Genomic DNA, 23,123 nt, shown 5'->3' with positions numbered 1-23,123 from the left:
CCCGGGACAGCATTTTAGCCAGCCTGAGTGAAGAGGATGTGATTGTGCAAATTTTTATATAAGATTGCGTCCTTTTAAAAGGAGGCACATCCTCACAAGCATCTGACGCACAGGAGTTGAAACAGATGGATCTGCTTCCAACCTGCGAAAACGGTTTTACCGGCCTTGAGGCTGCGATTGTACTGATTGCATTTGTTGTTGTTGCTGCATCGTTCTCGTACGTGGTACTTGGCGCCGGGTTCTTCACGTCACAGACTGCACAGTCAACCGTCCATACGGGCGTCAGCCAGGCAAGTTCAAGCATGCAGGTGGTCGGGAATACCTATGGGATTGCAAATTCAGGTATTGCCCCGACCGCCATCAGCTATGTCAACGTGACCGTTGCACTCACCGCAGGCGGCACTCCCATCGATCTGTCTGCGATGGTGGTATCATATACTGACAATAACGGAGGCCACGATGCAAACCTGAGCTATGGGGGCATAGGGACAGATAGCGGAACCTGTCCTACCCTCACCACACACAGCAATTATTGGTGCATAGGACAGAAAATCAATAACGTAACGACGGGCGCCATGCTCGACAACGACGCCCAGATGGTTCTTATGGTGGGACTGCCGTCATCGGCAACTCCCAATACGCAGTTCTCGATTAATTTCCAGCCATCGGTTGGAGCGGTTCTCCCCATCCAGAGGACGATCCCCGGTGGCCTGACCGCAGTCCAGCCACTCTACTAATCCCTTTTATTGAATGTGCCCGCCCTGAGATCACCGGTATCACGGAGATACCACGGGACGGGTATAACGTTCCGCTGGCACAACCGACATGGCATTCCCGTGCCTGGATAGTACCAAAATGCAATTTTGTAAATACGTCCACGATTAAGGTGAGTTCTACGATATCCCGGTAATCTTTCGAAAGGTCCTCTTTTGAGGACCAGGATGGCGGGTAACCGGTACCGGTATTTCCGGGTGCGCCAGAATCACCACAGTACATCGCCCTGTAACTTCCTGTACTTTTGCAAAAAACCGGTTCCTGGACTCCAAAACAGGAAAAAATCCCTGCCAATCCCCGGGTCCCCGGGGGAAAGTATATTAACGAAAAACGGGATAATAATTGAATGTTATGGCGGTAAATCAGGCTCAGGTCGAACACATCATCACCGCGGCTTCTGAGGATGATCCCGAGGTCAAGCTCCAGAACCTCGAACGGGAAGTAGACCTCATAAAAACCTCCATCAAGCGCCTGTTAATGGACATCAGGGAACGGATGAACGAACTGGAGAACCCGTTTACCCTGGCAGCATCCGGAGGGACCGCTGATGCCGGCGGGATTGCTGATTCCACCCACGATGCAAAAAAAGCCGCACTGGAGGCAAAGGAAGCGGCTCTGGATGCACGTGAATCAACACTTGATGCCGCTGATGCCGCCGCAAAGGCCGAACTTGAGAAAGAAAGCAAAAAACCGGAGCCGAAAGTAAAACCGGAGATGCCGCCCCCTGCAATTTCTGATGAGAAACGGATTACGGACGAGCAGATGCTCTCGCTCTTAAAGGCCCAGATCCCCGCAAACGGCCATAAGGCCGGCCAGAACGCGCTCGCCAATGAAAAACTCCGGCTCCAGAAAGTATACAAACTGTTCAAGTGGACGAACGGGGCCATTCGTAAATTCGGGCATGACCGGCTTGATATCATTCTCGAATCGTACCGGATCATGGGATATATTTCGCGGGAATCCTGTGATGAGATCAAGGAGATCTCCCGGCTGATGCCGGCAAACCTTGGAGACGAGCACGAGGTCGGGCCGGACGAATTTGTATCCGAACTGTATGCACTCAACCGGATCCTCTCGCCCAATGATTCCTCACTCGACCGGGACATGATTGAGGTCATGATGGAACAGCGCCAGCAGGTACTGCCGGCAAAAGAAAGACCGGAGGCAGCGATAGTACCGGTCAAAGAACAGGAACCTTCACGGAATGTGAGAAAAGACGAAGAATGGATGAACCTGCCGGACAGGATATAACCGATGTCTGCAGATACCTTCACGACCGCCATATTCCTGATTACGGCAGTGATAGCGGCCGGTGTACTCATCAGTGCTATATTCCCGGTTGTCTACCAGATGGCCGGGACGTTTTCTTCCGCCGGTCATGCGTCGGACCAGCAGATCCGGACTGATTTTAAGGTTGTCCTGGCCGTGGTAAACAACAGCGGGGATGCCCAGATCTGGATGAAAAATACCGGGAGTGTGCAGATACCGGTTTCTGATATCCAACGATCTGATGTCATCTGTGGTGATGCAACGAATTTTAACCGGTTGAGTTTATCCCCCTCTGGTTCTCTGAACCCCGGGCAATGGACGTATACGCTGAGTGATCTGAACGGCAATAATTACTGGGATCCCGGTGAAACCCTGGAGATTGACGCATTGCCCTCACTATTAAATACGGCGGGCGGCCCGAATTACTTCCAGTTTACCCTGCCCGACGGGATCTGGAGATCGGACCAGTTCACGGCAAGTGTGACCTCCACTTAGGGTGACCCGGTATGGCAGTCGCAGATCTTATCGGGGCCGCAATAGGGGTGCTTCTTCTGGTGATCGTCGCATACCTGCTGGTCGGGAGTACCATATCCACCGCCCAAATCGTCACAACCGCCCAGAAATCCGTCACCCTGCAGGAGCAGATACAATTACGGACCGATTTTACCATTACCGATGCGACCCCCAGCCTGTCAGGTTTCAACTGCACGATAAAAAACACAGGAACAGAGATCATCTCGGACTTCACGCATATGGATATCATTGCCTATGACAATAGTTCCAAGAACTATCAGCTATATACCTATAGCAATAGTAGTGGAGTTTACGGAACATGGACGATCAGTTTTTATGGCAATGAGGTTATCCACTCCCACGAGCTCGATCCCGGGGAATCCTATATCCTGCAGGTCACGACATCGACAGGTACGCCTCCGTCCTGGTTCCAGATCACCACAGGAAACGGCGTTTATGCATCGGAATTCCTCTGAGGCGGTACGGGAACATGGCAGCTAATATTTCCGACCTGATGGGGGGCGAGGACCGGCAGATCATCTCGACCGGTAACAGCGAACTGGACAAGAAGATTGCCGATGGCCTTCCGGTAGGGTCCCTCACCCTTATCGAGGGCGAGAACGATACCGGCAAAAGTGTTCTCACCCAGCAGATTGTCTGGGGCGCACTGAAACAGGGAATGTCCGTCGATCTGTTTACTACGGAAAACACCAGCAAGAGCTTTATCAAGCAGATGGAATCGATGAGCCTTGATATCTCCGAATATTATGCATGGGGATATCTCAAGGTCTTCCCGCTTCACGTTGTCGGTTTTGAATGGAAAAAAGAGGAGATGGAAGGCATCCTGGCCCGGTTGATTACCCATATCAGGAACAGCAAGTCGCAGGTTGCGATAGTCGACTCACTGACACTTTTTACTGAATATGCCCAGACAGATACCATCCTTACCTTCTTTACTAACTGCAAGTCGCTCGTGGATCACGGCAAGACCATCCTTGTCACGCTCCATACCTACGCCTTTGAGGAAGATACCCTTGTACGGATTCGTTCCATCTGTGATGCACACCTCAATATGAAAAAAGCTCTTGTCGGCGACAAATATGTCATGGTCATGGAAGTTGTCAAAGTCCGTGGTGCGCGAAAGACCACCGGAAACCTTGTCAGCTTTGAGGTTCATCCGGGCTATGGCATGAAAGTAATCCCGATGAGTTTTGCGAGGATCTGACATGGGCTCCCTCTCGGTCGCAGTAAACCTTCCGTTCAAACCCGAACCGGTCGATGCAGATCTCGATCTGTACGCAGATCTCGAATCGGACGCATTGTTCAAGATGCTCCCGGCAAATGCAAAGGAGTATGTCCAGAACAGCCCGCATCTTCTCGAATACCTCCACACGTTCCCGGTAAATACGTATGGCATCCCGCTTTTTTTATCGGAATTAACCAAGGATGTCCGGTCCATGAAGAATCCCAACATCATCTACCCGGTCAACGACACTACCTTTGTCCACATCCTGCCTGACCCGGATGATGTCAGGAACTTCTACATCCCCATCGAACCCTCATTCCTGCACAGCGTCAGCGAGCTCCTGCCGGTGATCGAGACCAAACTCATCGATCTCATCGACGGCCTTGACACAGATCCAACCACCGACAAGGAACGGGCAGATGTCATAAAAAAGATGCTGGCCTCCGTTGCGGTGATCAAACCTGTCGGCGTGAATATCGCAAGCCTGACAAGGACGGAAAAACAACAGGGGGCGGCATCCAGACTGGTCAACTTCCTCAACACGGATTTCACCGCTCAGGATAAGATGAAGTCCGGTAAGAAGAGCAGGAATATTCCTATCACCCCGGCCGGTAAGATCATCCTTTCCCATGTTGAGTACCAGGCTATCGAGTATCTCCTTATCCGGGATAAAATCGATATGGGGGTCCTCAAGCCGTTCCTTTCCGACCCTTATATCGAAGATATCTCATGTGACGGTGTAGGGCCGATCTTCATCGAGCACAAGGTCTTCAAGGGGTTGAAATCCGTGATCGAGTTCAAGGTATCAAGCGAACTTGACGAGTTCGTGATAAAAGTCGCGGAACGGATAAAACGGCCGATCACCTACCGCAACCCTATAGTCGATGCCACCCTTCCGGATGGTTCCCGTATCAACATCGTCTACGGCACCGAGATCAGCAAGCATGGCAGCAACTTCTCCATCCGGAAAGTCAACGAAGTCCCGCTCTCCGTTCTCAACATCGTCGAGAGCAACGGTATCGATTACCTCGCCGCCGCATACCTTTGGATCTGTATCGAATACGGCATGTCCCTGTTTGTGAGCGGTGAAACAGCAAGCGGCAAGACCACGCTTTTAAATGCCATCACCACCTTCATCCCCCCTGAGAATAAGATCATCACTATCGAGGATACCCCCGAGCTTACCGTGCCGCACCGGAACTGGATACGCGAAGTGGCCCTGGCAAAAGGCAAAGGGGAAGGGGACGGCACGGGTGGTGGCGGGGTCACCATGTTCGATCTCCTCAAGGCTGCCTTGCGTCAGCGTCCCAACCAGATCCTTGTCGGTGAGATCCGCGGCGTTGAGGGAAGCGTCGCGTTTGGTGCGATGCAGACCGGTCACCCGGTGATGAGCACCTTCCATGCGGCTTCAGTGGAGAAGCTTATCCAGCGTCTCTGCGGGGATCCTATCAATATCCCGAAGACCTACGTTGACAACCTCAACTTGGTCATTATCCAGAGTGCGGTCAAACGACCTGACGGGCAGACCGTGCGCCGGATGATCAGCTGCAATGAACTGGTGGGGTACAATGCTGAGACCGGGGGATTCACATTTGTCCAGATGTTTACCTGGGAACCGGTTACTGATACCTTCGTGTGGTCCGGGAAAGGCAGTTCGTTTCTTCTTGAGAACAAGATCGCGACCATGCTCGGGATCCCGGACAGCAGGAAGTCGGAGATCTACCTTGAAGTGGAGAAACGCGCAAAGATCCTCGAACGCCTGCATAAGGCCGGGTACGTGAAATTCTGGGATCTCTTCCATATGATTACCAAGATCAAGAAACAGGGTCTCCTTACCATCGGTTCATAATATGCCTGAAGAGACTGTTCTGCCTGAACCCCGGAAAACCCCCCCGGCCAAATCGCTGCCGTTTGCCTCGCAAATCGGAAGGCTTAAAGAGATACTTGCCGGTATCACGGAAAAAAAGAAGATGGGGGCGGATCTTCTTTTCATGACCACGTATATGGCATCGCTTGCCATTGCCAATGCGACCCGGCCCGAAATTTTTTCCTTTGCGGCGAACCGCCATGAGTATATCTCGTCAAAATATATCGGAAAAGTGGACACGTTCGTAAAAAAATGGAATTTCAGTTACGCCGAAAGCCTCTCCATAGTTGCCGAACGGACGCAGAACGAGATTCTCAAGAGCATGCTGAACAGGTATGCAAACTCCATCGAGTCCGGTGTCCCGGATGAAGATTTCCTGAGCAATGAACTCTCGACGGTCCGCAGTGTCTACCGGAACCAACTGGAGCAGGGAATGTCCATGCTGCAGAAATGGGGGGATGCCTATGTCGCCATGCTCCTTTCAGGGACGGTTATTGCCATTATCATCATGATATCGGTCGTGATCTATTCCCCGGGGGATCTCCAGTCGACCTTTGACATGTCGTATGCGATCATCCTTGCCATCTGTGTGTTTGGTATCACCCTTATGTATACGTCAGTCCCTGACGATCCCAAAAGCCACGGGCTCACTGAACGCACATCAAAGGAGCAGGAGACGATTCACGCCATGGAGAGGATCATCGTCCCGCTCGCGCTTGCCATCATCGTTATCCTTGTGCTTCTCGGGATCTCGGCAAGCCTGATCTTTATACTCGTAGGTATCCTGATGGCCCCGCTCGGCATCATCGGTTTTATTGACGACCACAACATTACCCTGCGGGACAATGACTTTTCCGTGTTTATAAGGAGCTTCGGTGCGGTGATGGGCGGACAGGGAACAACTGCCGTGTATGCGCTGGGGAGCGTCGACCGGAAATCGCTCACGGCTCTCGAACCTCTGGTAAATTCCGTGTATTCAAAGCTCAACCTGGGACTCGATGAGAAACAGTGCTGGGACAAGTTTATCGGGGAGTCCGGGAGTAACCTTATTTATAAATACCTTAACATTTACCGGGATACCGTTGCGCTCGGGGGACCGCCGGAACCTATCGGCACTGTCGTGGGCTCTTCGATGCTCGAACAGACCCTGCTCCGGGAGAAGAAGGATATGCTTGCAAAAGGCTTTATCGTACTTCTGGTACCAATGCATATCGCCATGATTGGCATTTTTGTCGCGCTGTACCAGATCCTTCTGGTGCTCACCGGATCGGTGGCGAGCATGATGAACCAGATGCAGAATATGTCATCAGCATCGGGCGGCCAGAGCGCCGGGATTTCCATGGGGGGCATATTTGGCGGTGGCATGAACCTCTTTACCAACTTCCCGGCAGCTGCGATGCAAACCTATGTCATCATCACGCTCACCATTCTCACTGTAGCCAATATTATCGCAGCGCGAATCGTGGGAGGGGGGGATCGATACATGTATTATTTCTACGCGGCAATATTCTGCACACTGACCGGATTTGTTCTTCTGGTGGCACCAATGGTGGTTGGTCTCTTCTTCAGTGCGCAGGCGCTGACGAATATGGGGGGCGGGGTATCCGGGACTGGTGTGTAACATGAAGGAAACTACCCATAGGCTGGTTCTCTTTGCCGTGATCGTGGGAACCGGTTCTGTCCTGATCTTTGTAGATATTCCACTTATCTACCTGATTCCCCTGATCATGGCGGTGGGCTTTCTCCTGCTGATACTTCTCGGTTCGATCACGGTCGCAGAGATTAAAAATGCCCTGTCAATACAGTCCTTTAAAAAAATACGACAGCAATCATCCTCCAAACGGTCCGATTCTGTAAATCTCTCCGGTAAGAAAATATCTCCCCAAAAAGATGACGGGGGGAAAAAGGCCGGGAAGAACGCCCCTGCAAAACCGGCGGAGAAAACAGGCGGGATTCGCCACCACCTCTCGTTACTGGCATCATCCACCAAATCATTCGGGAAGATCCTCGCAGGGCGCAAAAAAACTGCCAAAAAACCCGAGGAGATCAACAAACTGCTGGAACATACGATAACAGAAAAAATCCACCGGGGATCTGCGCCCGAAACCGTCACAGAAGCGCCGACAGTGTTTGGATCGAAGCAGGGTGGCGCCGGAGTAATGAACACAGAGAGCGGGTCAGAGATCGACCCGTTTCTGGCACTCTCCGGCGATGAACTCGAAGCCGGGTTGCTTGATGATCTGGATGAACCGGAACCAGCAGAAAATTCACAACCTGGTCTTGGACCCGAAGGAGCAGATTCCAGCCTTTCCATGATGGATCTGGAAATGCCCGACCTGCCGGATGATACTGCCGCTGACGCCGAGGCGATCCTCAAAGCGAATGCAGATGACGGATCTGATGAGCTTAGTGGTTTTGACGGTGTAGATGCAGCCGATGGAACACTGGAAGACCTGGATAGTATAAATCTGGACGATATCGACCTGGGGGATGAAAGCGGGATGCTGGAACCGGCCCCCCCGGTTCCCGACCTTTCGGCAGAGGATTCAGCTCCGGGACCCGGTGGTCTTATTACAGCGCCCGCAACACGTGCCGGTGGACCGGAAAGCAGCGCCCAGGGTAGTCCGTCAGATATATTGTCAGACACCGCCAAGTGGTCCAGCCAGGGATCTCTTCTTACCGTCAAGCTCGAAGAGGATCATTCAGAAATCTCTGCATTTGCAGCAGGTACCGCCTCTGGCTCTGATGAGGATATGCTCAGCTCCCTTGCTTCCGATATAAAACATGTGAAAAAGGAGAGGGATCTCAGCCTGCTCCGTGACTTAAAGGATTTCAAAGCGCCGGCGGCAGATATCGAAAAAGAACTTTCAGAGATGTCCGGGCAGCTCAATACCGCAAGCAAAGGTGCAACGAAGAAAATCCCTACATCGCAGGGAATAAAATAAACATTTGCAGTACCTAATCACGATATCTGAAAAATCCCTGCAGCTAAGATAACCCCCCTCGCGAGTTTCCCATGAAAGAAATCCCCTTGAAAATCGAACATGCCGGCAAATGGAGCGTTATAAAAGCCCAAGTCGGCGAAGACCGGATCTCGTTTCCCGCACCGGTTGATAAGGAAATCCTCTTCAAATCCATCTTTGATCTGGAGGAGAAAAAGAACATCCTCATCATTACGGTCAAAGGAAACCCTGATACCGTTATACGGATCGCCAGTATCGAAAAAGTCCTCGTCGTATTAAAACGGCTTATCCTTGCCAGCTGTAATGCTTACCGTCTTATGGCGTATTTTATGTCGCCGGCGATCCGCGGCGGGGTACTGGCCAAGAATGCGCAATGGGAGAAAGGCAGTATTGCAGTAGTAAAGACCGGAATCTGGTTTGTAAGCGCAACAAAACAGATCTGTGTACCTCTTTCGGATGTTGCGGCAATCGAACTGACAAAAAGGGATGTTCAGGGCAAACCGACTGATGTCGTCCGGATTGATCATGTTGAGTCCGGAGAAGTTGTATCAAGCCTCGTACTCTGCCCCCTTTCTACGCTCCAGGTACTTGCAAATTTCCTTAAAGATGCCACAAAGGGGATGGATATGAAAGGCAACGAACTGGACGCCGTTGGCCAGCAGGTTGCAATGCTCGTGTATTCCGGGATGGATTCCCACGCCATTGAAAATATGCTTAATATCCCCCACAAGCAGCTTGACGAAATCTATGACCGGATCATAAAACTCGGGATCGCGGAAGTGATCACGATGCGGCGTGAAATTCAGCTGACCACCAAAGGAGTGCGCTATATTTCCGACGCCACAAAAACCCAAACAAACTAACATTACCGCTTTTTCCCACTATTGATTTATAGCATGATATACCAATACTCTCTCTGATATTCCATGGGAAATATTCTGATCGTGGATGATACTCTCTTCATGAGAACCCTTCTAAAAAATATACTCTTTTCCGGAGGCCATGCCATTGCGGGAGAGGCTGCAAACGGTGAAGAAGCGATAGCAAAGTACAAGGAACTGAAACCTGATCTCGTCACAATGGATGTGGTCATGCCCAAGGTGAACGGGATTGAAGCCTTAAAAGCAATCAAGCAGATCGATCCTGCCGCCCGTGTGATCATGTGCACCGCCGTCGGGCAGGAACAGATGGTCAAGCTGGCTATAAAAACCGGGGCCAAAGGGTATATCGTCAAGCCATTCCAAGCACCAAAGGTTCTCGAAGAAGTCAAGAACGTGCTCGCGTCCTAGATGCCATGGCAAAAGTTCTCATTGTCGATGACTCCGTTTTTATGCGGACGGTCATCCGGGACATGCTGCAAAAGGATCCCTCCCTTGAGATAGTGGGAACTGCTTCAAACGGAATTGAAGCACTGGAAAAGATCAGCACCCTTAAGCCCGACCTGATCACGCTGGATATCGAGATGCCCCGGATGAATGGCCTTGAAGTGCTGCGTGAACTTAAGAACGCCGCGTGGCGCCCAAAAACCATCATGCTGAGTTCGCTTACCTCGGAAGGTGCAGAGATGACCACCGAGGCAATCCGTCTGGGCGCTGATGATTTCATGCTCAAGCCAAAGGATATCCCGCAGCTCCGGCTTATTGCGGATGAACTTGTAGCAACGATACGCCATCTCATCACCACCTCTCACCAGCTCCACGAAAAGATTCCCGTTCTCTCGCAAAAAGACGGGAGCGCTGAACGGGTGGTCCTGATTGGGTCATCCGCCGGTGGACCGCCGATGCTCGATGCACTCCTCTCAAAACTGCGTGCAGATCTCCCGGCCTGTGTGATCATTACCCAGCATATGCCGGTTGGTTTTACCGCGCCGCTGGCAGCCCGTTTCAACCGCATAGCCCATATGCCGGTGAAGGAAACAGAGAACGGGGACATGCTCAAAACAGGTACGGTATTTATTTCCAAGGCCGGCGTCCATACCATGATAGGTGCAGCGCTGACTGCGGATAGGAAACGGACGGGAAGGATCATCCATTCCAATGCACCGCCGGTTCACGGCGTACGGCCTGCTGTGGACAAGACCTTTGAGTCCGCGGCACAGGTCTTTGGGGAAAATACCGTTGCCATCATTTTGAGCGGGATGGGAAACGATGCCGGGGCCGGGGCGGCAGCCATCAGACAAGCCGGTGGAACGAGTATTATCTGTGATCAAAAGGACTGCCTTGTCTATGGCATGGCGCGATCTGCCATCCAGAAAAACGCTGTGGATAAGGTGCTCCCGCTAGCAAAGATCCCGGATGAGGTGGAGCGGATTGTGATGAAGATGGCAGAGGTTTCCCATGTCTGAGTTTGAGCAGTACCGGTCGCTGTTTGTGGCCGAATCCCGTGAAAATCACGAAAATCTTGTCAATAACCTCCTGGTTCTGGAAAAAGGTACCGATCAGGACGCCATTGACGAGATCTTCCGGTCGATCCATACGCTCAAAGGTGCATCCGCATCCATGGGTTTTGCGGACATGGAACGTCTCTGCCACACGATGGAAGACGTTTTGCAGCTGATACGGAACGGCAGTGCGGAGATGTCTGAGGAACTGGGAAACATCCTTCTTGCCTGCACCGATCTTATCGAAGAAATGCTGGACGACATCGAATCCGGCGGTGACTCCTCTTCTAAGAATCCCGACACGCAGGTACAGGCATTACGTACCTGGCTTCAGCAGGGGTCCAACGGGGGGGAGAAAACCGGGCATCCTGCGCGACAGGAGACAGAGATAAATGTCCCGGAGGGGATCCCGTGCGCAGAATCTCCCGCATCAGATAACGGGCAGGAATTTGCAATGACCATAGTGGTCGACCCTGATTGCATGATGAAAGATGTCCGGGCACTCATAGCAATCCAGAACCTGGAAGAGCTGGGCACAATCCGGTCGCTGCAGCCGTCAAAGGAGGCGATTGATGAAGGGAAGTTTGACGGAACGGTACATCTCACGATTGCCAGCGATGCCGGTGAAGAGGCACTGAGGACCGCCGCTCTGGGCACCGAGATCGCATCCGTAGAGGTACGGCCTCTGGAACCACCGGCTGCCCCCCTGTCGACAGAACTCGGTCTGGCAAAAAAGGTAACAGAACCTGACAGGAAGCAGTCGGCGGCACCGGATAAAAACCGGGAGATAAAAAACCTACGGGTGGATATTGTCCAGCTCGATCATATTATGAACCTCGTCGAGGATCTGGTAATTAACCGGGGCCGGCTCAAGCAGATCGCGGAAGAGCACAGGATAAAAGAGATGGACGAGGCAATCAGCATGGTGGAGCGGTCGGTCTCCGAGCTCCAGAATCTGATGATGACCATCCGAATGATCCCGCTCTCCCATATTTTTAACCGCCTTCCCCGGGTTGTCCGCGATGTCGCCCAGTACGACCATAAGGAAGTCGAGTTTATCATGGAAGGCGGGGAGACAGAACTTGACCGGAGCGTGATGGACGGCCTCAATGATCCGCTGCTCCACCTGATCAGAAACGCCGTGAATCATGGTATCGAATCACCCGACATCCGAAAAAAAGCCGGGAAACCCGAGAAAGGCCTCGTAAAACTCACCGCACACCGGGACCGTGATAATGTCATCATCAAACTTACTGATGATGGTGCCGGTATCAATGTTGACAAGGTCAAGAAAAAAGCAGTGGATAAAGGGCTGATCACCGCAGAGGTTGCTGCAACGCTCACCACGGATCAGGCCATCGACCTGCTTTTCCAGCCGGGCTTTTCCACCGCGGATACCATCACGGACATATCGGGGAGGGGGGTAGGGCTCGACGTGGTGAAGCGTTCGATCGAATCGCTCAAAGGTACCATAAAAGTAGAGACGACACCCGGTAAAGGAAGTGTATTTGAGCTTCTTCTTCCCCCTACCATGGCAATCGTCGATGTGATGATTGTCCGGATCCACAATAAGCGCCTCGCAATCCCGATCAGCAGTATCGTTGAAGTGGCAAACTTCAAGAAGGATGGCATGCACCGTATCGGGAACGGCGAAGTGACCATGATCAGGGATGAAGTGCTCCAGATCCTCTGGCTTAACGATATGGTCGGGAGCTCGGACCGGTGTGAGATTCTTATTGTAGTCCAGTACCATAAACGGAAATGCTGTATTCCTGTCGATGCTGTCGAAGGCCAGCAGGAAGTAGTTGTAAAACCGTTGAGCACTTTTATCGGAACCACGAAAGGGATAAGCGGGGTTACTATCCTCGGTGATGGGGATGTGGTGCCGGTTCTTGATGTAAATACGATGCAGGAATGAATAAACCATGAAATTATCATCAGTTCAGATGGATGCGATGCAGGAACTGGGAAACATCGGTGCGGCTCACGCTGCAACCACCCTGTCACAGCTGCTCTCAAGCACGGTCGAGATGAGTGTACCCAGGATCAAGACCATAGATATCGCCCAGCTCGCAAGTTATATCGGGGAGGAATCGGCAGCGCTTGTGGTCTTCGAGTTGCAGGGCGAGATTCCCCACGGAGGGTACATTATCATCTATATCTCCCGGAAATCTGCAGTACAAATGACCAATACGATGCTGGGGCTGACAGACCCGGACCGCCCGCTCAACGAAATGGATGAAAGCGCTCTTTTAGAGGTCGGTAATATTATGGCTTCGGCATTTCTCGATGCCACTGCAGAACTCCTCGGTTTCGTCATGCTTCCCTCACCCCCGGCGCTTACCATCGATATGGCGCATGCCGCCATGCAGTCACTTATTGCGCAGATGCAGGAGGAAATAGACGAAGTTCTGTTGTTCTCCACAGAACTGGTCTGCGAGGAACACAAGATTGACAGTGACATTATTATGATGCCGGAGACAAGCACGCTCAAAACCTTTGTTGAACGTCTGGAAAACCTGATGAAATCCAGCTGAAATTACCGGAACCGGAATGTCTGAACCCCTCTCACAGAATAAAATGCCGGTCATGATTGGCATTGGTGAATACCATATAGGTTCCGAACCCATGATGGCGATTGGCCTTGGTTCCTGCATCGGACTGACCATCTATGGTAAAGATCGCCACATCGGGGCGATGGTGCATATCATGCTGCCCGAAAGCTCCGGGCGCACGGATCGGCCGGGCAAATATGCCGATACCGCAGTCCCTCTCCTGCTCAATAAACTATCTGATATGGGTTGCCACAGGTCATCGCTCGTGGTAAAAATGGCCGGTGGGGCATGCATGTTTGAATATTTTGGCAACAATCTCAACATCGGGGAGCGAAATGCAGAAAAAGTTCGGGCCATTCTCGCAGAGAACCAGATCCGGATTGCTGCGGAAGACGTCGGGGGAAAAGCCGGCAGGACCGTGGCATTCTATCCGGTGGATGGTGGCAAAGTTACTGTCAGGAGCGCGGATGGCGCTGCACACGAAATCTGAATTGTTTTTTTGTCTCCTGCTTTTTGTCTGCCTTATGCCGGTTGCGGCGTGTGCAGAAAATGTGACGGAAACCGCCATATCTTATTCCGGCCAGCAGTACCAGGGATCGATTCATCTTTTTCGTCCGGCATCCGATTCCATCCCTTCCGCCCAGGTAAACGATATGATTAACGGCCTGCAGGGGGAAGTCCTTATGGCCACGCCGTTAGGTCTTTCGACCTATAATGGAATCTGGAGTACGCAGCATATAAACCTGAACAATGTTTCCGAAGGCCTGATGAATAACTATGTTACAGCTCTTGAGTACGACAGCTCCGGTAATCTCTGGATCGGGTACGGGAGCGGGGTTCAGATCTATAACGGGCACGTTTTCCAGGTAATTGGTGACCAGCAACTCTTCAAAAGCCTCCGGATCAGGTATCTCCAGCGCTGGAATGATGACATGTGGGTGGCAACCGGGAATGCGGGTCTGAACCGGTACCATAACGGGACATGGACATGGTTTGCTCCCTTCTCTCATGACGGACCGGGTTTCTATGAGGCTGACAGTATGGCACTTGACAGTGCGACCGATACACTCCTGATAGCGACAGATGGCGAAGGCCTCTGGAAAGTGACACCATCGGACGATACGGTCTGTTTCGATAAAATAGAAGATGAACATGATCTTTTCGGCCTGCTCGGCCATGTACGACGTGACCCGCTCGGGGGCGCGTACTTCTTCAATTCGACGCAGGTGGCACACTACGATTCCACCACCGGGTTTACTACGCTCCTGACCGAAAGAGATTTTGGCGGTGGACCGTATGCCATCGACGATGTGACCGGTGGATCAGACGGGGCCCTGTACGTAGCCACTGATAATGGCATTTATGTCTGGGAGAACGGCCAGATCGCCCGCCACCTGGGTACTTTTGAAGGATTCGGAACCGGCTCACACCGCGTCAGGACAGTCTTTGCCGATGCAGGTAACCGGCTCTGGTTTTCCACGCTGGATAATGTCGGCTATTATACTATGGACCTGTCAACAACGCCCCTCATCACCATTGAGACCGTGACCTCCACTTCTTCTCCGACCCCGGTACCGGTGAACATTTCACAGGCGCCGACACCAGACGAAATGCCCCCTCCGGCAGCCATGTCGCCACTTGACCGGATCCTTGCATTCCTTTCCGGGCTCTTCCCGTTCCTGCAGCCGTCCCGCTAATTGGGATAAAGGATTCCTGAATAAGTGAACCCCCTAAACCGTTTCAATAATGAGGGGGGAGCGGAATTATTCGTCATCTGCGGCGTAGTAGTAATATTCGCCCCGGCTTTTTTGCTCCCGGTCAAGGAAGGAGTCGGGTTTGTTGATCCTGGGCCGGCCCGTCTGGTCCCGACGGAATGTGACGTCCAGCGCCTTTAAAAACCGGTTCATGCCGTCCCGCATGGCAAAGGGGCCGGCCGCGGTGCCTTCCACGCCCGGTTCTCCTTCAAAGACGAGTATCCGTTCGCTGATCATGTCAATGAGATATATGTCATGATCAATGACAAGAATTGCCACTTTTTTTCCCTCTGCATGGTGCTTGATGAGACGGGTCGCCTTCACGCGCTGTTCAACGTCGAGGTGCGCACTTGGCTCATCAAGGATATAGAGATCCGCGTCCCGTGACAGGCATGCAGCTATTGCCACCCGCTGGAGTTCCCCCCCGCTCAGGGAATCGACCGGTGACTGGAGAATGGCCTGAAGCGAGAGTGGCTCAAGGATCTCGTGCTGGTAATAGGATGTATCAAATTTTCCTGTACATTTACGAAGATATATCTCGACAGAATCCGAAGTTTCCGGTTTGATATACTGCGGCTTGTACGAGATCCGGAGCGTCGTGTCCATGGTGCCGGTATCAGGTTTCTCCACACCGGCAAGCACCTTGGCAAAGGTGCTCTTCCCCATACCGTTTGCCCCGATAACGCCAAGTACTTCTCCTGCCCTTATCGTTCCTCCCGAGATCGTGAGCCGGAATGTATCGTACTTTTTGACAAGGGCGGGAATTTCTACCAGGTCCTCACGTTTGGAGCCTTTCTCGTGGGCCCGTTTCTCGAAAATGACCTGGGACTCCCGGAACCGTACGTTCTCCTCTGCAAGATATCCTTCGAGATACTGGTTAATGCCGACACGGACGCCTTTTGGCCGGGTTATGACCCCAAAGACCGCCGGCTTGCCGTACCCTATGTGCACCGTGTCGGCCAGCATGTCGAGGATGGCGAGATCGTGTTCGACAATCACGACCGGGCGTTCCGTTGCCAGTTCACGGATCTGTTTGGCTGCCGAAATGCGCTGGTAGATGTCCAGAAAGGGGGTAATCTCATCAAGGAAATAGAGATCGGCGTTCCTCGCGAGGCAGGCGGCAATCGCTACCCGCTGGAGTTCTCCCCCGCTCAGCGTACCGATCGCATGGTCAAGGATTGCCTCAAGTTTGAGCACGGCGACAAGCTTTGCAAGTACTCCCCGCTCATCGGTGGTCATGAGCAGATCGCGGACCGTTCCGGTAAACACCTTGGGGATAAAATCAATATACTGCGGCTTGACCGCGATTTTCCTGCTCTTCTTTGAAACGGTCTGGAGGTAATCGAAGAGCTCGGTTCCGGCATAACGTTTTAGGATCTCTTCCCAGGCAACCTCGGAATCAAAATTCCCAAGGTTCGGCCGGAGCTGCCCGGAGAGGATTTTTACCGCAGTGCTTTTCCCGATACCGTTTGCGCCAAGGATCCCGGTAACCTTACCCTGTACCGGAATGGGGAGTCCGTAGAGTGCAAACCCGTTCTTCCCGTACCGGTGGGTGGGGTGCTCGAGTTCTTCGGGAAGGCTGACAATGTCTATGGCCTCAAACGGGCACTTCTTGATGCAGATTCCGCAGCCGACACAGAGCTCTTCTGAAATAATCGCCTTGCCATCCTCGCCGATAACAACCGTTTCGTCACCGGTGCGTACCCGGGGGCAGTAGATGATGCACTCGGTCCCGCACTTCTTCGCGTGGCAGCGATCCTTATGGACGATGGCTATTCTCATGGGTATCCACAAAAACAGGTCAGTGCGACACGGTCGAGAGCAGGAGTGTCCATGACATGAACCAGAACGCAAACGTCATAAATCCCTGATAGAGCCAGTCTTTTGCGCCCAGTTTTGAGGTGTCGATATGCATGAGCATGAAGATGTGCCGCTGGATGACCACCCCGGCAAGCATCAGCATGAAGGCGAGAAGCCCGATATCGTTTTTTACCGTAACCTGCAGGTAGTACGATACGATCCCGACAAAGATGCCTATTATACAGGCCATTAGCGTCTTCTTTATCCGGTCTATGTGTTCAGCCTGCTTTTCCAGTCTGGTCTTCTTTTTCCTGGAAAGAACTGGCTGTTCTTCTTCATGCACATCTTCGGTCATCCGGCTACACCCAGTAGTCTTATTTTTTAGTGCGCAAGCCATATGTAATTTGGTATAAATCCATGGCGACTGCACAGGGTATGAGCGGGATTGACGTAAGGGCGGTAACGTACGAGCTCTGCGCAAAACTGCCGCTCTGGATCGACAAGATCTACCAGTTCGAGACCCGCACGCTTGGGATCCGCATAAACGGGGAAAATCATGCAAAGTACCAGCTGCTCATTGAAGCCGGGCGGCGGGCACATCTGGTGAAAAATTTCCCGCCACCCCCGAAAAATCCTCCGCAGTTTGCCATGCTCCTGCGTAGATATATCTCCGGTGGAAAAGTCCTTGCTATCCGCCAGCACGGCCTGGAACGGATCCTCATTTTCGATATCGGGAAAGGCAATCTTACGTACCGGCTCATCGTCGAACTTTTCGATGAGGGAAATGTCATCCTTACCGACGAATCGTACCGTATTATAAAACCTCTCCGCCACCACCGGTTCAAGGACCGGGATATCGTGCCCGATGCCGTGTACACACTGAGCAGCACCGACCCGACCGGCTCTCCCGATAACCTTGCAGCAGTTCTCGGCAGTGACGACCGGGATCTCGTGCGTGCCCTTGCAATTGCCGGCATGCTCGGCGGAACCTATGCTGAGTACGTGTGCCGGACTGCCGGGATCGATAAAGCCACGCCGGCTTCGAAAGCAGATCCCGGCCCGGTGTTTGATGCCATCCGGTTACTCTTTGATAAGGTGGAGCATGCCGGCCAACCGGTACTTTCTGCAGCAAGCTGCGAACCGGTCGCACTTGCCGCAGGATCCAAAAGTACACCGGAAGACACAAACCGGTTCTCCGGTTTTTCCGAGGCGCTTGAAATGTTCTACCCGACCACCCGGGCAGAAAAAGTCCGGGTCGCTTCAAAACCGAAACTTTCCGAAGAAGAGCGGATTCACAAGTACCAGGAAACGGCAATAAAAAAATTTGACGATAAAATCAAAAAGACCGAAGAGATGGTGGCGGCCATCTACGAAAATTACCCGTTTGTTGCGCAGGTCATCTCCTCGCTTGATGCTGCAAGTAAACGCCTTTCATGGCAGGAGATCGAGCACCACATCAGGGATACATCCTCGGCAGATGCAAAACGTATTGTGGCCGTCCACCCCAAAGACGCGGCAGTAGATCTCGATCTCGGAAAAAAGGTGAAGATCTTTGTCCATGAGAGTATCGAACAGAATGCCGGCCGGTACTACGATGTCATAAAAAAATTCAAAAAGAAAAAAGAAGGCGCCCTCGCGGCAATGAAAACCGTCAGGCCGAAGAAAAAAATAATCCGGCACGATATTGTCCCGATGAAAAAACTCTGGTACCACCGGTTCCGGTGGTTTGTCACCAGTGACGGCATCGTCGTGCTGGGAGGGCGGGACGCCTCGCAGAACGAGGAACTGGTCAAGAAGTACATGGCCGGCGGCGATCTCTTCGTGCACGCGGATGTTCATGGCGCAAGTGTCGTTATCGTAAAAGGCAAAACAGAGAAGATGGAAGAGGTGGCGCAGTTTGCCGCATCGTATTCCGGGGCGTGGCGGAGCGGGCATTTTTCCGCCGATGTGTACAGCGCACAGCCCAACCAGGTGAGCAAGACTCCTGAGTCCGGGGAGTTTGTCGCACGGGGTTCGTTCATCGTCCGCGGAGAGCGTACCTATTATCACAACATTCCTCTCGCGGTGAGTGTCGGTCTTGTGCTGGAACCGCAGGCTGCGGTGATCGGCGGACCACCTGCGGTGATCAAATCGCGGACAAAGACGTTTGCAGAGTTAAAGCCCGGCCAGTACGAGCCAAACGATGTGGCAAAGAAAGTGCTGCGCCTCCTGAGGCAGAACATAACTCCCGATGAGGAAAAACTGCTCAAAGGAGTCCTGAACACCGAATCGGTCGCGGCGTTTGTCCCGCCCGGCGGTTCTGATATTTTGGGGACGCCATGAAAGCGGAGCAGGGGGACCTCAGGGACAACGCCGGCGAAATACGGCTCCTGCCGGAGAGCATCGATGACCTCTGGCACCTCGAACATTTAATCTTCCCGGGGGATCTCGCATTTGCAACAACGTTCCGGAGCGTGGAATCTGCCACTGACAAGATCCGACCGGAAAAGGTGGAAAAACGGCCGGTAAGACTGGGTATCCGTGTTGAAAAAGTAGAGTTCTCCGGGCACGGGGTACGGCTCCGGGTTGCCGGCACCATCGAACACGGCGTGGACTGTGGTGCGTACCACACGATCAACGTCGAGACCGGTTATGAAATCTCCGTTATCCGGCAGTGGAGACCCATCGATCTCGAGCGAATCGATCGGGCGGTAAAAGCCTCGGTCTTCGGGGTCATCCATATCCTGACCATCGAAGAGGGTGAAGCGGAGCTCTTCCGGCTCCGGCAGTACGGCCCCGAGAGTGTGATCACTCTTACGGCGGGAAGCGGTAAGGGTGGGGAGACTGATACCCGGACCGGTTTTTTTGATGCCGTGCTCAAATGCATTGCGGAGATATCCGGGCCGCTCATTATTGCAGGACCCGGTTTTATCAAGGACGATTTCGTCAGGTATGCCAAAAACAAAAACAGCGCTCCTGCCGGGCAGGCGATTGTCGTTGAAACCCGGAGGATCGGGCGCGGTGCGGTGCAGGACGTGATTGGTTCCGGGACGCTCGAGAAACTGATGGGAGATCTCCAGCTCTCGCGCGAGGTTAAACTGATGGATGAGGTGCTTCTCCGCATTGCACAGGACGGGGCTGTCGCCTACGGGAAAAAACCGGTGGAATCTGCGATCGAGTACGGTGCCGTGGAAGAAGTATTGCTCGCCGATACCCTGATCAGGGACCAGACAATAGTGCCCTTAATCGAGAGTGCCGAAAGGATGCAGGCAAAGATAGTGGTGCTCTCCACAGAGTTCGAACCCGGGGAACGTCTGGACGCGCTTGGGGGCATCGCGGCGCTGCTCAGGTATAAAGTAGGGTGATGTAGCGGGCACTCATCGCTCGTGGGGGTATGGGGGTATCAACCCCCATCATACGGATCCTCCGGCCGGGTGGTGGGGCAGGATCCTTGAGGGGGTACCCCCTCCCTTCTCCCCTCTTACCCTCCGCACCCTCCGGACCCGCACTCTGCAACAGGCTTGTCCCGGCCGTACGCCGGCTCGCAAAAAAAAGACTCGAAAAAATAATGTTTCAATAACCGGCCCACGGAGTCGTTGCCATTGCCGAGTGCAGGAATGGCAGGTAAAAGACGACGATCAGGTAAACCAGGATAATGAGCGGTATTGCGACCCCGATGATCATCGCGAGCGCTGCTTTACCGGTACTGAGCCCGCCAAGCTCGCGGACGCCGATGATATCGAGAATGAACGACCAGATCCCAAAGAGGAAACCGATGAAGGGAATCCACCCGAACGCAAGCGAGGGGGTCATCCCGTACACGATCGTTTTCATGGTCTGCATGATGCCGTTTTTCCCGCCAAGGATCCAGACCAGGAGGTGGATCCATGCGCCGGCAACGAGCGTGAAGATAGTGCAGAAGATAAGCACAATCACAAAGACGAGGACCGGCATCAGCACGGCAAAACCCATCCCGTGGGCAGGCAGCATCGCGCTGTACATCCCCAGAGCGCTCATCGCAGAAACGGTAAGGGCGGTAACAATGGCGCTCAGGAGTGCGTAAAAGACGAGAAGCACGCCGAAATAGGAGAACACGGTTTTTGCCGTGTCGTCCCGCGAGGCCTGGAAGGTCCCGACAGGATTCATAAGAAGCCCCTTTGCCCGGGCAATGACAGTGTCAAACATACATGAACCAACAGCGGCCTGATATTTAAATAAATTTATTCGCGTTTTCCTGATTTCCCTGAGGCTGCCGGACGGGATGGCAGGCAATCTGAACCATCCATGTCTTCCCGGCACGCCGGGAAAGGTGTTTTGCGAAGCTGGTGCATCTCCCGGACCGGGAAAGAGGGTACCTGAGGGGGGAAATTACGGTTTCTCCGGCAGGCAACCCGGGAAATGACGGCAAAAAAGAGTGCGGTGTTCTTCTCATTCCTAGAAAAGTGTATAGAGCAGGAACATCGCACAGACAACATAGATGATGTAGAGGATGACCGGCACTGCCACGCAGATTGCCGCATTCCGCAGGGTAAGCTGCCGTGCGTGTTTCATGCCATAGATCCAGCAGTATGCGCTCCAGAGCAGGAAAATAATGGAGACTGCCATGGTAATCCGGGAGAATTGTATCATCGTAGGATCGCTCATGAGCGTTTTTGTTGCGCCCAGTATCGCCTGCGGGTTTTTGAGCGATTCCGGAGCGATCTGAGGTACGGAAATCAGGGGAATGTACACAATTGTTACGACGAAAATAATAAGGGACCCGATAACCCGCGGAAGGAACCCGTACCCTATCACCCCAAGACACCGGAAGAAACTACCGTTGCCGTTAAAAACGAGGGAGATCACGTAGAATATTCCCGTCACAATAGCCCATGTAACAAAGATGCCGATAAATGCGCCAATAACAGAAAATGCGACAGCAAAGCCGGTTCCTAACCCGGCCCACCCCATCATCTTCGAAGTCAGGCTGCTCGTAAGGTAACCGGCCACCGCGCCAAGAATGGCTCCGGCAAGAATGATGAGAGCCGGCTTGACGAGGTTCTCTTTCTCTGCCATCCTCTTCTGGAAAAATGCATCCGGCTTGATCAGGAGATCGAATAGATAAGAGGCCATAGATAACCTGAATTCTCCATGTTTAATAAAATTTATGCTCTGTAGAAATCCTAAATAAAAACGAGTTGTACCGACGACCGAAAGATCTAAGGTACAGCGTCTCCTTACTATGATGTGTCGTCATGTAAGGAGACAATTAAGAGATTGGCAAGCCGGAATATCAGGTTTATCCAGGCAGCCACATCAGTAGTGAAGTCAACACATCTCAAGCCATATTCCTGCAAGTATTCAAAGAAGACGTTTACCCAACATCAACTTCTTGTCCTTGTCCTCTTCAAGGATTACCGGAACCAGCACTACCGGGAATTTATTGAAGATGTCGGAGACATGGAACGAATTCAAGAGATACTTGATCTGTCTATCGTACCTCATTTCACAACTCTCCAAAAATTTCTCTGCCGGATAAAATCCCTCTATCTTCGGTTCACTTTCAGAAAGACGTTGAACCTGTTCTACTCCAACAACGATAGTATTCCCATAACAGCAATCGATTCATCCGGCTTTACGAGCGGGTACTGCAGTCATTATTTCTCCGAACGAACCGGCAAGATCCGAAAACATTTCCTCAAAACTTCGATCTCGGTTGATACCGAACAACAGGTAATCACCGGATTCGTTGCCTCCAACAGCCGGGTCCACGATACCCGACATGCAGTAAAATTACTCCGACAATGTCACAAAATCCGGAGGTCTGATTGCTACGTTATGGACAAGGGATATGATTCCGAAGCGATTCACCGGTTGATCCGGGAAGACCTTCATGCCAATTCAGTTATCCCTATCCGCTCCTGGAATAACGAAATTATTGGCGGTACTTATCGTCAGGAAATGGCTTGTCAGTTCAATGATTGTATCTATCCTCGAAGACAACTCGTGGAAAATAAATTCTCTGTCCTGAAAAGAAAGTTCAG

Annotated in this window: 22 protein-coding genes; 18 read left to right on the top strand and 4 right to left on the bottom strand. The window is 52.4% G+C overall.

Translation table 11 applies throughout. From position 1 onward, the window contains the following. Nucleotides 1-125 precede the first annotated feature (125 nt). The 15 genes from ACLQMU_RS10600 (at nucleotide 126) to ACLQMU_RS10530 (ending at nucleotide 15,264) form a co-directional block, all read left to right on the top strand. Nucleotides 126-737: an archaellin/type IV pilin N-terminal domain-containing protein gene (locus tag ACLQMU_RS10600; RefSeq protein ID WP_424040020.1), complete on the top strand. Its 612-nt coding sequence runs from the start codon at nucleotides 126-128 to the stop codon at nucleotides 735-737. A gap of 388 nt (nucleotides 738-1,125) precedes the next feature. Continuing rightward, nucleotides 1,126-2,025 (top strand): hypothetical protein, encoded by a 900-nt coding sequence (locus ACLQMU_RS10595; RefSeq protein WP_422148796.1) that lies wholly within the window; start codon nucleotides 1,126-1,128, stop codon nucleotides 2,023-2,025. 3 nt (nucleotides 2,026-2,028) lie between these two features. After that, nucleotides 2,029-2,538 carry a flagellin gene (locus ACLQMU_RS10590; RefSeq protein WP_424040022.1) on the top strand — a complete coding sequence of 170 codons (510 nt, stop codon included), beginning with the start codon at nucleotides 2,029-2,031 and terminating at the stop codon, nucleotides 2,536-2,538. Nucleotides 2,539-2,549: 11 nt separating this feature from the next. Then, on the top strand, nucleotides 2,550-3,032 hold the full coding sequence (locus tag ACLQMU_RS10585; protein ID WP_424040023.1) for a hypothetical protein: 483 nt from the start codon (nucleotides 2,550-2,552) through the stop codon (nucleotides 3,030-3,032). Nucleotides 3,033-3,046: 14 nt separating this feature from the next. Beyond that, the gene (locus ACLQMU_RS10580; protein ID WP_422150654.1) at nucleotides 3,047-3,781 is read left to right on the top strand and encodes an ATPase domain-containing protein; all 735 of its coding nucleotides are present in this window, start codon (nucleotides 3,047-3,049) and stop codon (nucleotides 3,779-3,781) included. 1 nt (nucleotide 3,782) lies between these two features. After that, the gene (locus ACLQMU_RS10575; protein WP_422150655.1) at nucleotides 3,783-5,651 is read left to right on the top strand and encodes a type II/IV secretion system ATPase subunit; all 1,869 of its coding nucleotides are present in this window, start codon (nucleotides 3,783-3,785) and stop codon (nucleotides 5,649-5,651) included. 1 nt (nucleotide 5,652) lies between these two features. Next, nucleotides 5,653-7,290: an archaellar assembly protein FlaJ gene (gene flaJ, locus ACLQMU_RS10570; protein ID WP_422150656.1), complete on the top strand. Its 1,638-nt coding sequence runs from the start codon at nucleotides 5,653-5,655 to the stop codon at nucleotides 7,288-7,290. Nucleotide 7,291: 1 nt separating this feature from the next. Next, nucleotides 7,292-8,614, top strand: coding sequence for a hypothetical protein (locus tag ACLQMU_RS10565; protein ID WP_422150657.1), 1,323 nt, complete (start codon nucleotides 7,292-7,294; stop codon nucleotides 8,612-8,614). 71 nt (nucleotides 8,615-8,685) lie between these two features. Further along, on the top strand, nucleotides 8,686-9,495 hold the full coding sequence (locus ACLQMU_RS10560) for a CheF family chemotaxis protein (RefSeq protein WP_422150658.1): 810 nt from the start codon (nucleotides 8,686-8,688) through the stop codon (nucleotides 9,493-9,495). 63 nt (nucleotides 9,496-9,558) lie between these two features. Next, complete coding sequence (locus tag ACLQMU_RS10555) at nucleotides 9,559-9,921, top strand: response regulator (protein WP_422150659.1); 363 nt, start codon at nucleotides 9,559-9,561, stop codon at nucleotides 9,919-9,921. A gap of 5 nt (nucleotides 9,922-9,926) precedes the next feature. Next, a complete protein-coding gene (gene cheB / locus ACLQMU_RS10550) occupies nucleotides 9,927-10,976 on the top strand; it encodes a chemotaxis-specific protein-glutamate methyltransferase CheB (protein WP_424040470.1) in 1,050 nt (349 codons plus the stop codon). After that, on the top strand, nucleotides 10,969-12,930 hold the full coding sequence (locus tag ACLQMU_RS10545) for a chemotaxis protein CheA (RefSeq protein ID WP_424040472.1): 1,962 nt from the start codon (nucleotides 10,969-10,971) through the stop codon (nucleotides 12,928-12,930). Before cheB ends, ACLQMU_RS10545 begins: the two co-directional genes overlap by 8 nt. A gap of 7 nt (nucleotides 12,931-12,937) precedes the next feature. Continuing rightward, nucleotides 12,938-13,549: a chemotaxis protein CheC gene (locus ACLQMU_RS10540; RefSeq protein WP_422148424.1), complete on the top strand. Its 612-nt coding sequence runs from the start codon at nucleotides 12,938-12,940 to the stop codon at nucleotides 13,547-13,549. Between the two features lie 16 nt (nucleotides 13,550-13,565). After that, nucleotides 13,566-14,057 (top strand): chemotaxis protein CheD, encoded by a 492-nt coding sequence (locus tag ACLQMU_RS10535; RefSeq protein WP_422148425.1) that lies wholly within the window; start codon nucleotides 13,566-13,568, stop codon nucleotides 14,055-14,057. Then, nucleotides 14,005-15,264, top strand: a complete 1,260-nt coding sequence (locus ACLQMU_RS10530; RefSeq protein WP_443673697.1) for a ligand-binding sensor domain-containing protein — start codon at nucleotides 14,005-14,007, stop codon at nucleotides 15,262-15,264. Before ACLQMU_RS10535 ends, ACLQMU_RS10530 begins: the two co-directional genes overlap by 53 nt. Nucleotides 15,265-15,330: 66 nt before the next feature. On the opposite strand, the gene ACLQMU_RS10525 is transcribed toward ACLQMU_RS10530, so the two are convergent. Both ACLQMU_RS10525 and ACLQMU_RS10520 read right to left on the bottom strand, forming a co-directional pair. Then, the gene (locus ACLQMU_RS10525; RefSeq protein ID WP_422148243.1) at nucleotides 15,331-17,103 is read right to left on the bottom strand and encodes a ribosome biogenesis/translation initiation ATPase RLI; all 1,773 of its coding nucleotides are present in this window, start codon (nucleotides 17,101-17,103) and stop codon (nucleotides 15,331-15,333) included. A gap of 19 nt (nucleotides 17,104-17,122) precedes the next feature. After that, the gene (locus ACLQMU_RS10520) at nucleotides 17,123-17,476 is read right to left on the bottom strand and encodes an EMC6-like membrane protein (protein ID WP_422148244.1); all 354 of its coding nucleotides are present in this window, start codon (nucleotides 17,474-17,476) and stop codon (nucleotides 17,123-17,125) included. Nucleotides 17,477-17,538: 62 nt separating this feature from the next. Here ACLQMU_RS10520 and rqcH point away from each other — a divergent pair, with 62 nt between their 5' ends. After that, a complete protein-coding gene (gene rqcH, locus ACLQMU_RS10515; protein WP_422148245.1) occupies nucleotides 17,539-19,443 on the top strand; it encodes a ribosome rescue protein RqcH in 1,905 nt (634 codons plus the stop codon). Beyond that, nucleotides 19,440-20,465 carry an mRNA surveillance protein pelota gene (locus ACLQMU_RS10510; protein ID WP_422148246.1) on the top strand — a complete coding sequence of 342 codons (1,026 nt, stop codon included), beginning with the start codon at nucleotides 19,440-19,442 and terminating at the stop codon, nucleotides 20,463-20,465. The genes rqcH and ACLQMU_RS10510 overlap by 4 nt, the downstream gene beginning before the upstream one ends. Nucleotides 20,466-20,673: 208 nt before the next feature. Here the strand turns inward: ACLQMU_RS10510 and ACLQMU_RS10505 are convergent, their stop codons facing one another. Both ACLQMU_RS10505 and ACLQMU_RS10500 read right to left on the bottom strand, forming a co-directional pair. After that, on the bottom strand, nucleotides 20,674-21,285 hold the full coding sequence (locus ACLQMU_RS10505; protein WP_422148247.1) for a YIP1 family protein: 612 nt from the start codon (nucleotides 21,283-21,285) through the stop codon (nucleotides 20,674-20,676). 249 nt (nucleotides 21,286-21,534) lie between these two features. Beyond that, a complete protein-coding gene (locus ACLQMU_RS10500) occupies nucleotides 21,535-22,212 on the bottom strand; it encodes a YIP1 family protein (RefSeq protein WP_422148248.1) in 678 nt (225 codons plus the stop codon). Nucleotides 22,213-22,326: 114 nt separating this feature from the next. On the opposite strand from ACLQMU_RS10500, the gene ACLQMU_RS10495 reads away from it, so the two are divergent. Continuing rightward, nucleotides 22,327-23,123 (top strand): IS5 family transposase (locus tag ACLQMU_RS10495; protein WP_443673696.1); only part of this gene is annotated, 797 nt, incomplete at its 3' end.

This window comes from Methanoregula sp., assembly GCF_052325125.1.
GTDB lineage: Archaea > Halobacteriota > Methanomicrobia > Methanomicrobiales > Methanospirillaceae > Methanoregula.
This window is presented reverse-complemented; position numbering and strand designations above follow the sequence as displayed.

What these genes read in the sequence shown, in the direction of transcription:
- ACLQMU_RS10565 (WP_422150657.1), top strand. Translation starts at nt 7,292, where the DNA reads ATGAAGGAAACTACCCATAGGCTGGTTCTCTTTGCCGTGATCGTGGGA.
- ACLQMU_RS10510 (WP_422148246.1), top strand. Translation starts at nt 19,440, where the DNA reads ATGAAAGCGGAGCAGGGGGACCTCAGGGACAACGCCGGCGAAATACGG.
- ACLQMU_RS10535 (WP_422148425.1), top strand. Translation starts at nt 13,566, where the DNA reads ATGTCTGAACCCCTCTCACAGAATAAAATGCCGGTCATGATTGGCATT.
- ACLQMU_RS10600 (WP_424040020.1), top strand. Translation starts at nt 126, where the DNA reads ATGGATCTGCTTCCAACCTGCGAAAACGGTTTTACCGGCCTTGAGGCT.
- cheB (WP_424040470.1), top strand. Translation starts at nt 9,927, where the DNA reads ATGGCAAAAGTTCTCATTGTCGATGACTCCGTTTTTATGCGGACGGTC.
- ACLQMU_RS10500 (WP_422148248.1), bottom strand. Translation starts at nt 22,212, where the DNA reads ATGGCCTCTTATCTATTCGATCTCCTGATCAAGCCGGATGCATTTTTC.
- ACLQMU_RS10520 (WP_422148244.1), bottom strand. Translation starts at nt 17,476, where the DNA reads ATGACCGAAGATGTGCATGAAGAAGAACAGCCAGTTCTTTCCAGGAAA.
- ACLQMU_RS10575 (WP_422150655.1), top strand. Translation starts at nt 3,783, where the DNA reads ATGGGCTCCCTCTCGGTCGCAGTAAACCTTCCGTTCAAACCCGAACCG.
- ACLQMU_RS10525 (WP_422148243.1), bottom strand. Translation starts at nt 17,103, where the DNA reads ATGAGAATAGCCATCGTCCATAAGGATCGCTGCCACGCGAAGAAGTGC.
- ACLQMU_RS10580 (WP_422150654.1), top strand. Translation starts at nt 3,047, where the DNA reads ATGGCAGCTAATATTTCCGACCTGATGGGGGGCGAGGACCGGCAGATC.
- ACLQMU_RS10595 (WP_422148796.1), top strand. Translation starts at nt 1,126, where the DNA reads ATGGCGGTAAATCAGGCTCAGGTCGAACACATCATCACCGCGGCTTCT.
- ACLQMU_RS10505 (WP_422148247.1), bottom strand. Translation starts at nt 21,285, where the DNA reads ATGTTTGACACTGTCATTGCCCGGGCAAAGGGGCTTCTTATGAATCCT.
- ACLQMU_RS10555 (WP_422150659.1), top strand. Translation starts at nt 9,559, where the DNA reads ATGGGAAATATTCTGATCGTGGATGATACTCTCTTCATGAGAACCCTT.
- ACLQMU_RS10560 (WP_422150658.1), top strand. Translation starts at nt 8,686, where the DNA reads ATGAAAGAAATCCCCTTGAAAATCGAACATGCCGGCAAATGGAGCGTT.
- rqcH (WP_422148245.1), top strand. Translation starts at nt 17,539, where the DNA reads ATGGCGACTGCACAGGGTATGAGCGGGATTGACGTAAGGGCGGTAACG.
- flaJ (WP_422150656.1), top strand. Translation starts at nt 5,653, where the DNA reads ATGCCTGAAGAGACTGTTCTGCCTGAACCCCGGAAAACCCCCCCGGCC.
- ACLQMU_RS10545 (WP_424040472.1), top strand. Translation starts at nt 10,969, where the DNA reads ATGTCTGAGTTTGAGCAGTACCGGTCGCTGTTTGTGGCCGAATCCCGT.
- ACLQMU_RS10585 (WP_424040023.1), top strand. Translation starts at nt 2,550, where the DNA reads ATGGCAGTCGCAGATCTTATCGGGGCCGCAATAGGGGTGCTTCTTCTG.
- ACLQMU_RS10530 (WP_443673697.1), top strand. Translation starts at nt 14,005, where the DNA reads ATGGTGGCAAAGTTACTGTCAGGAGCGCGGATGGCGCTGCACACGAAA.
- ACLQMU_RS10540 (WP_422148424.1), top strand. Translation starts at nt 12,938, where the DNA reads ATGAAATTATCATCAGTTCAGATGGATGCGATGCAGGAACTGGGAAAC.
- ACLQMU_RS10590 (WP_424040022.1), top strand. Translation starts at nt 2,029, where the DNA reads ATGTCTGCAGATACCTTCACGACCGCCATATTCCTGATTACGGCAGTG.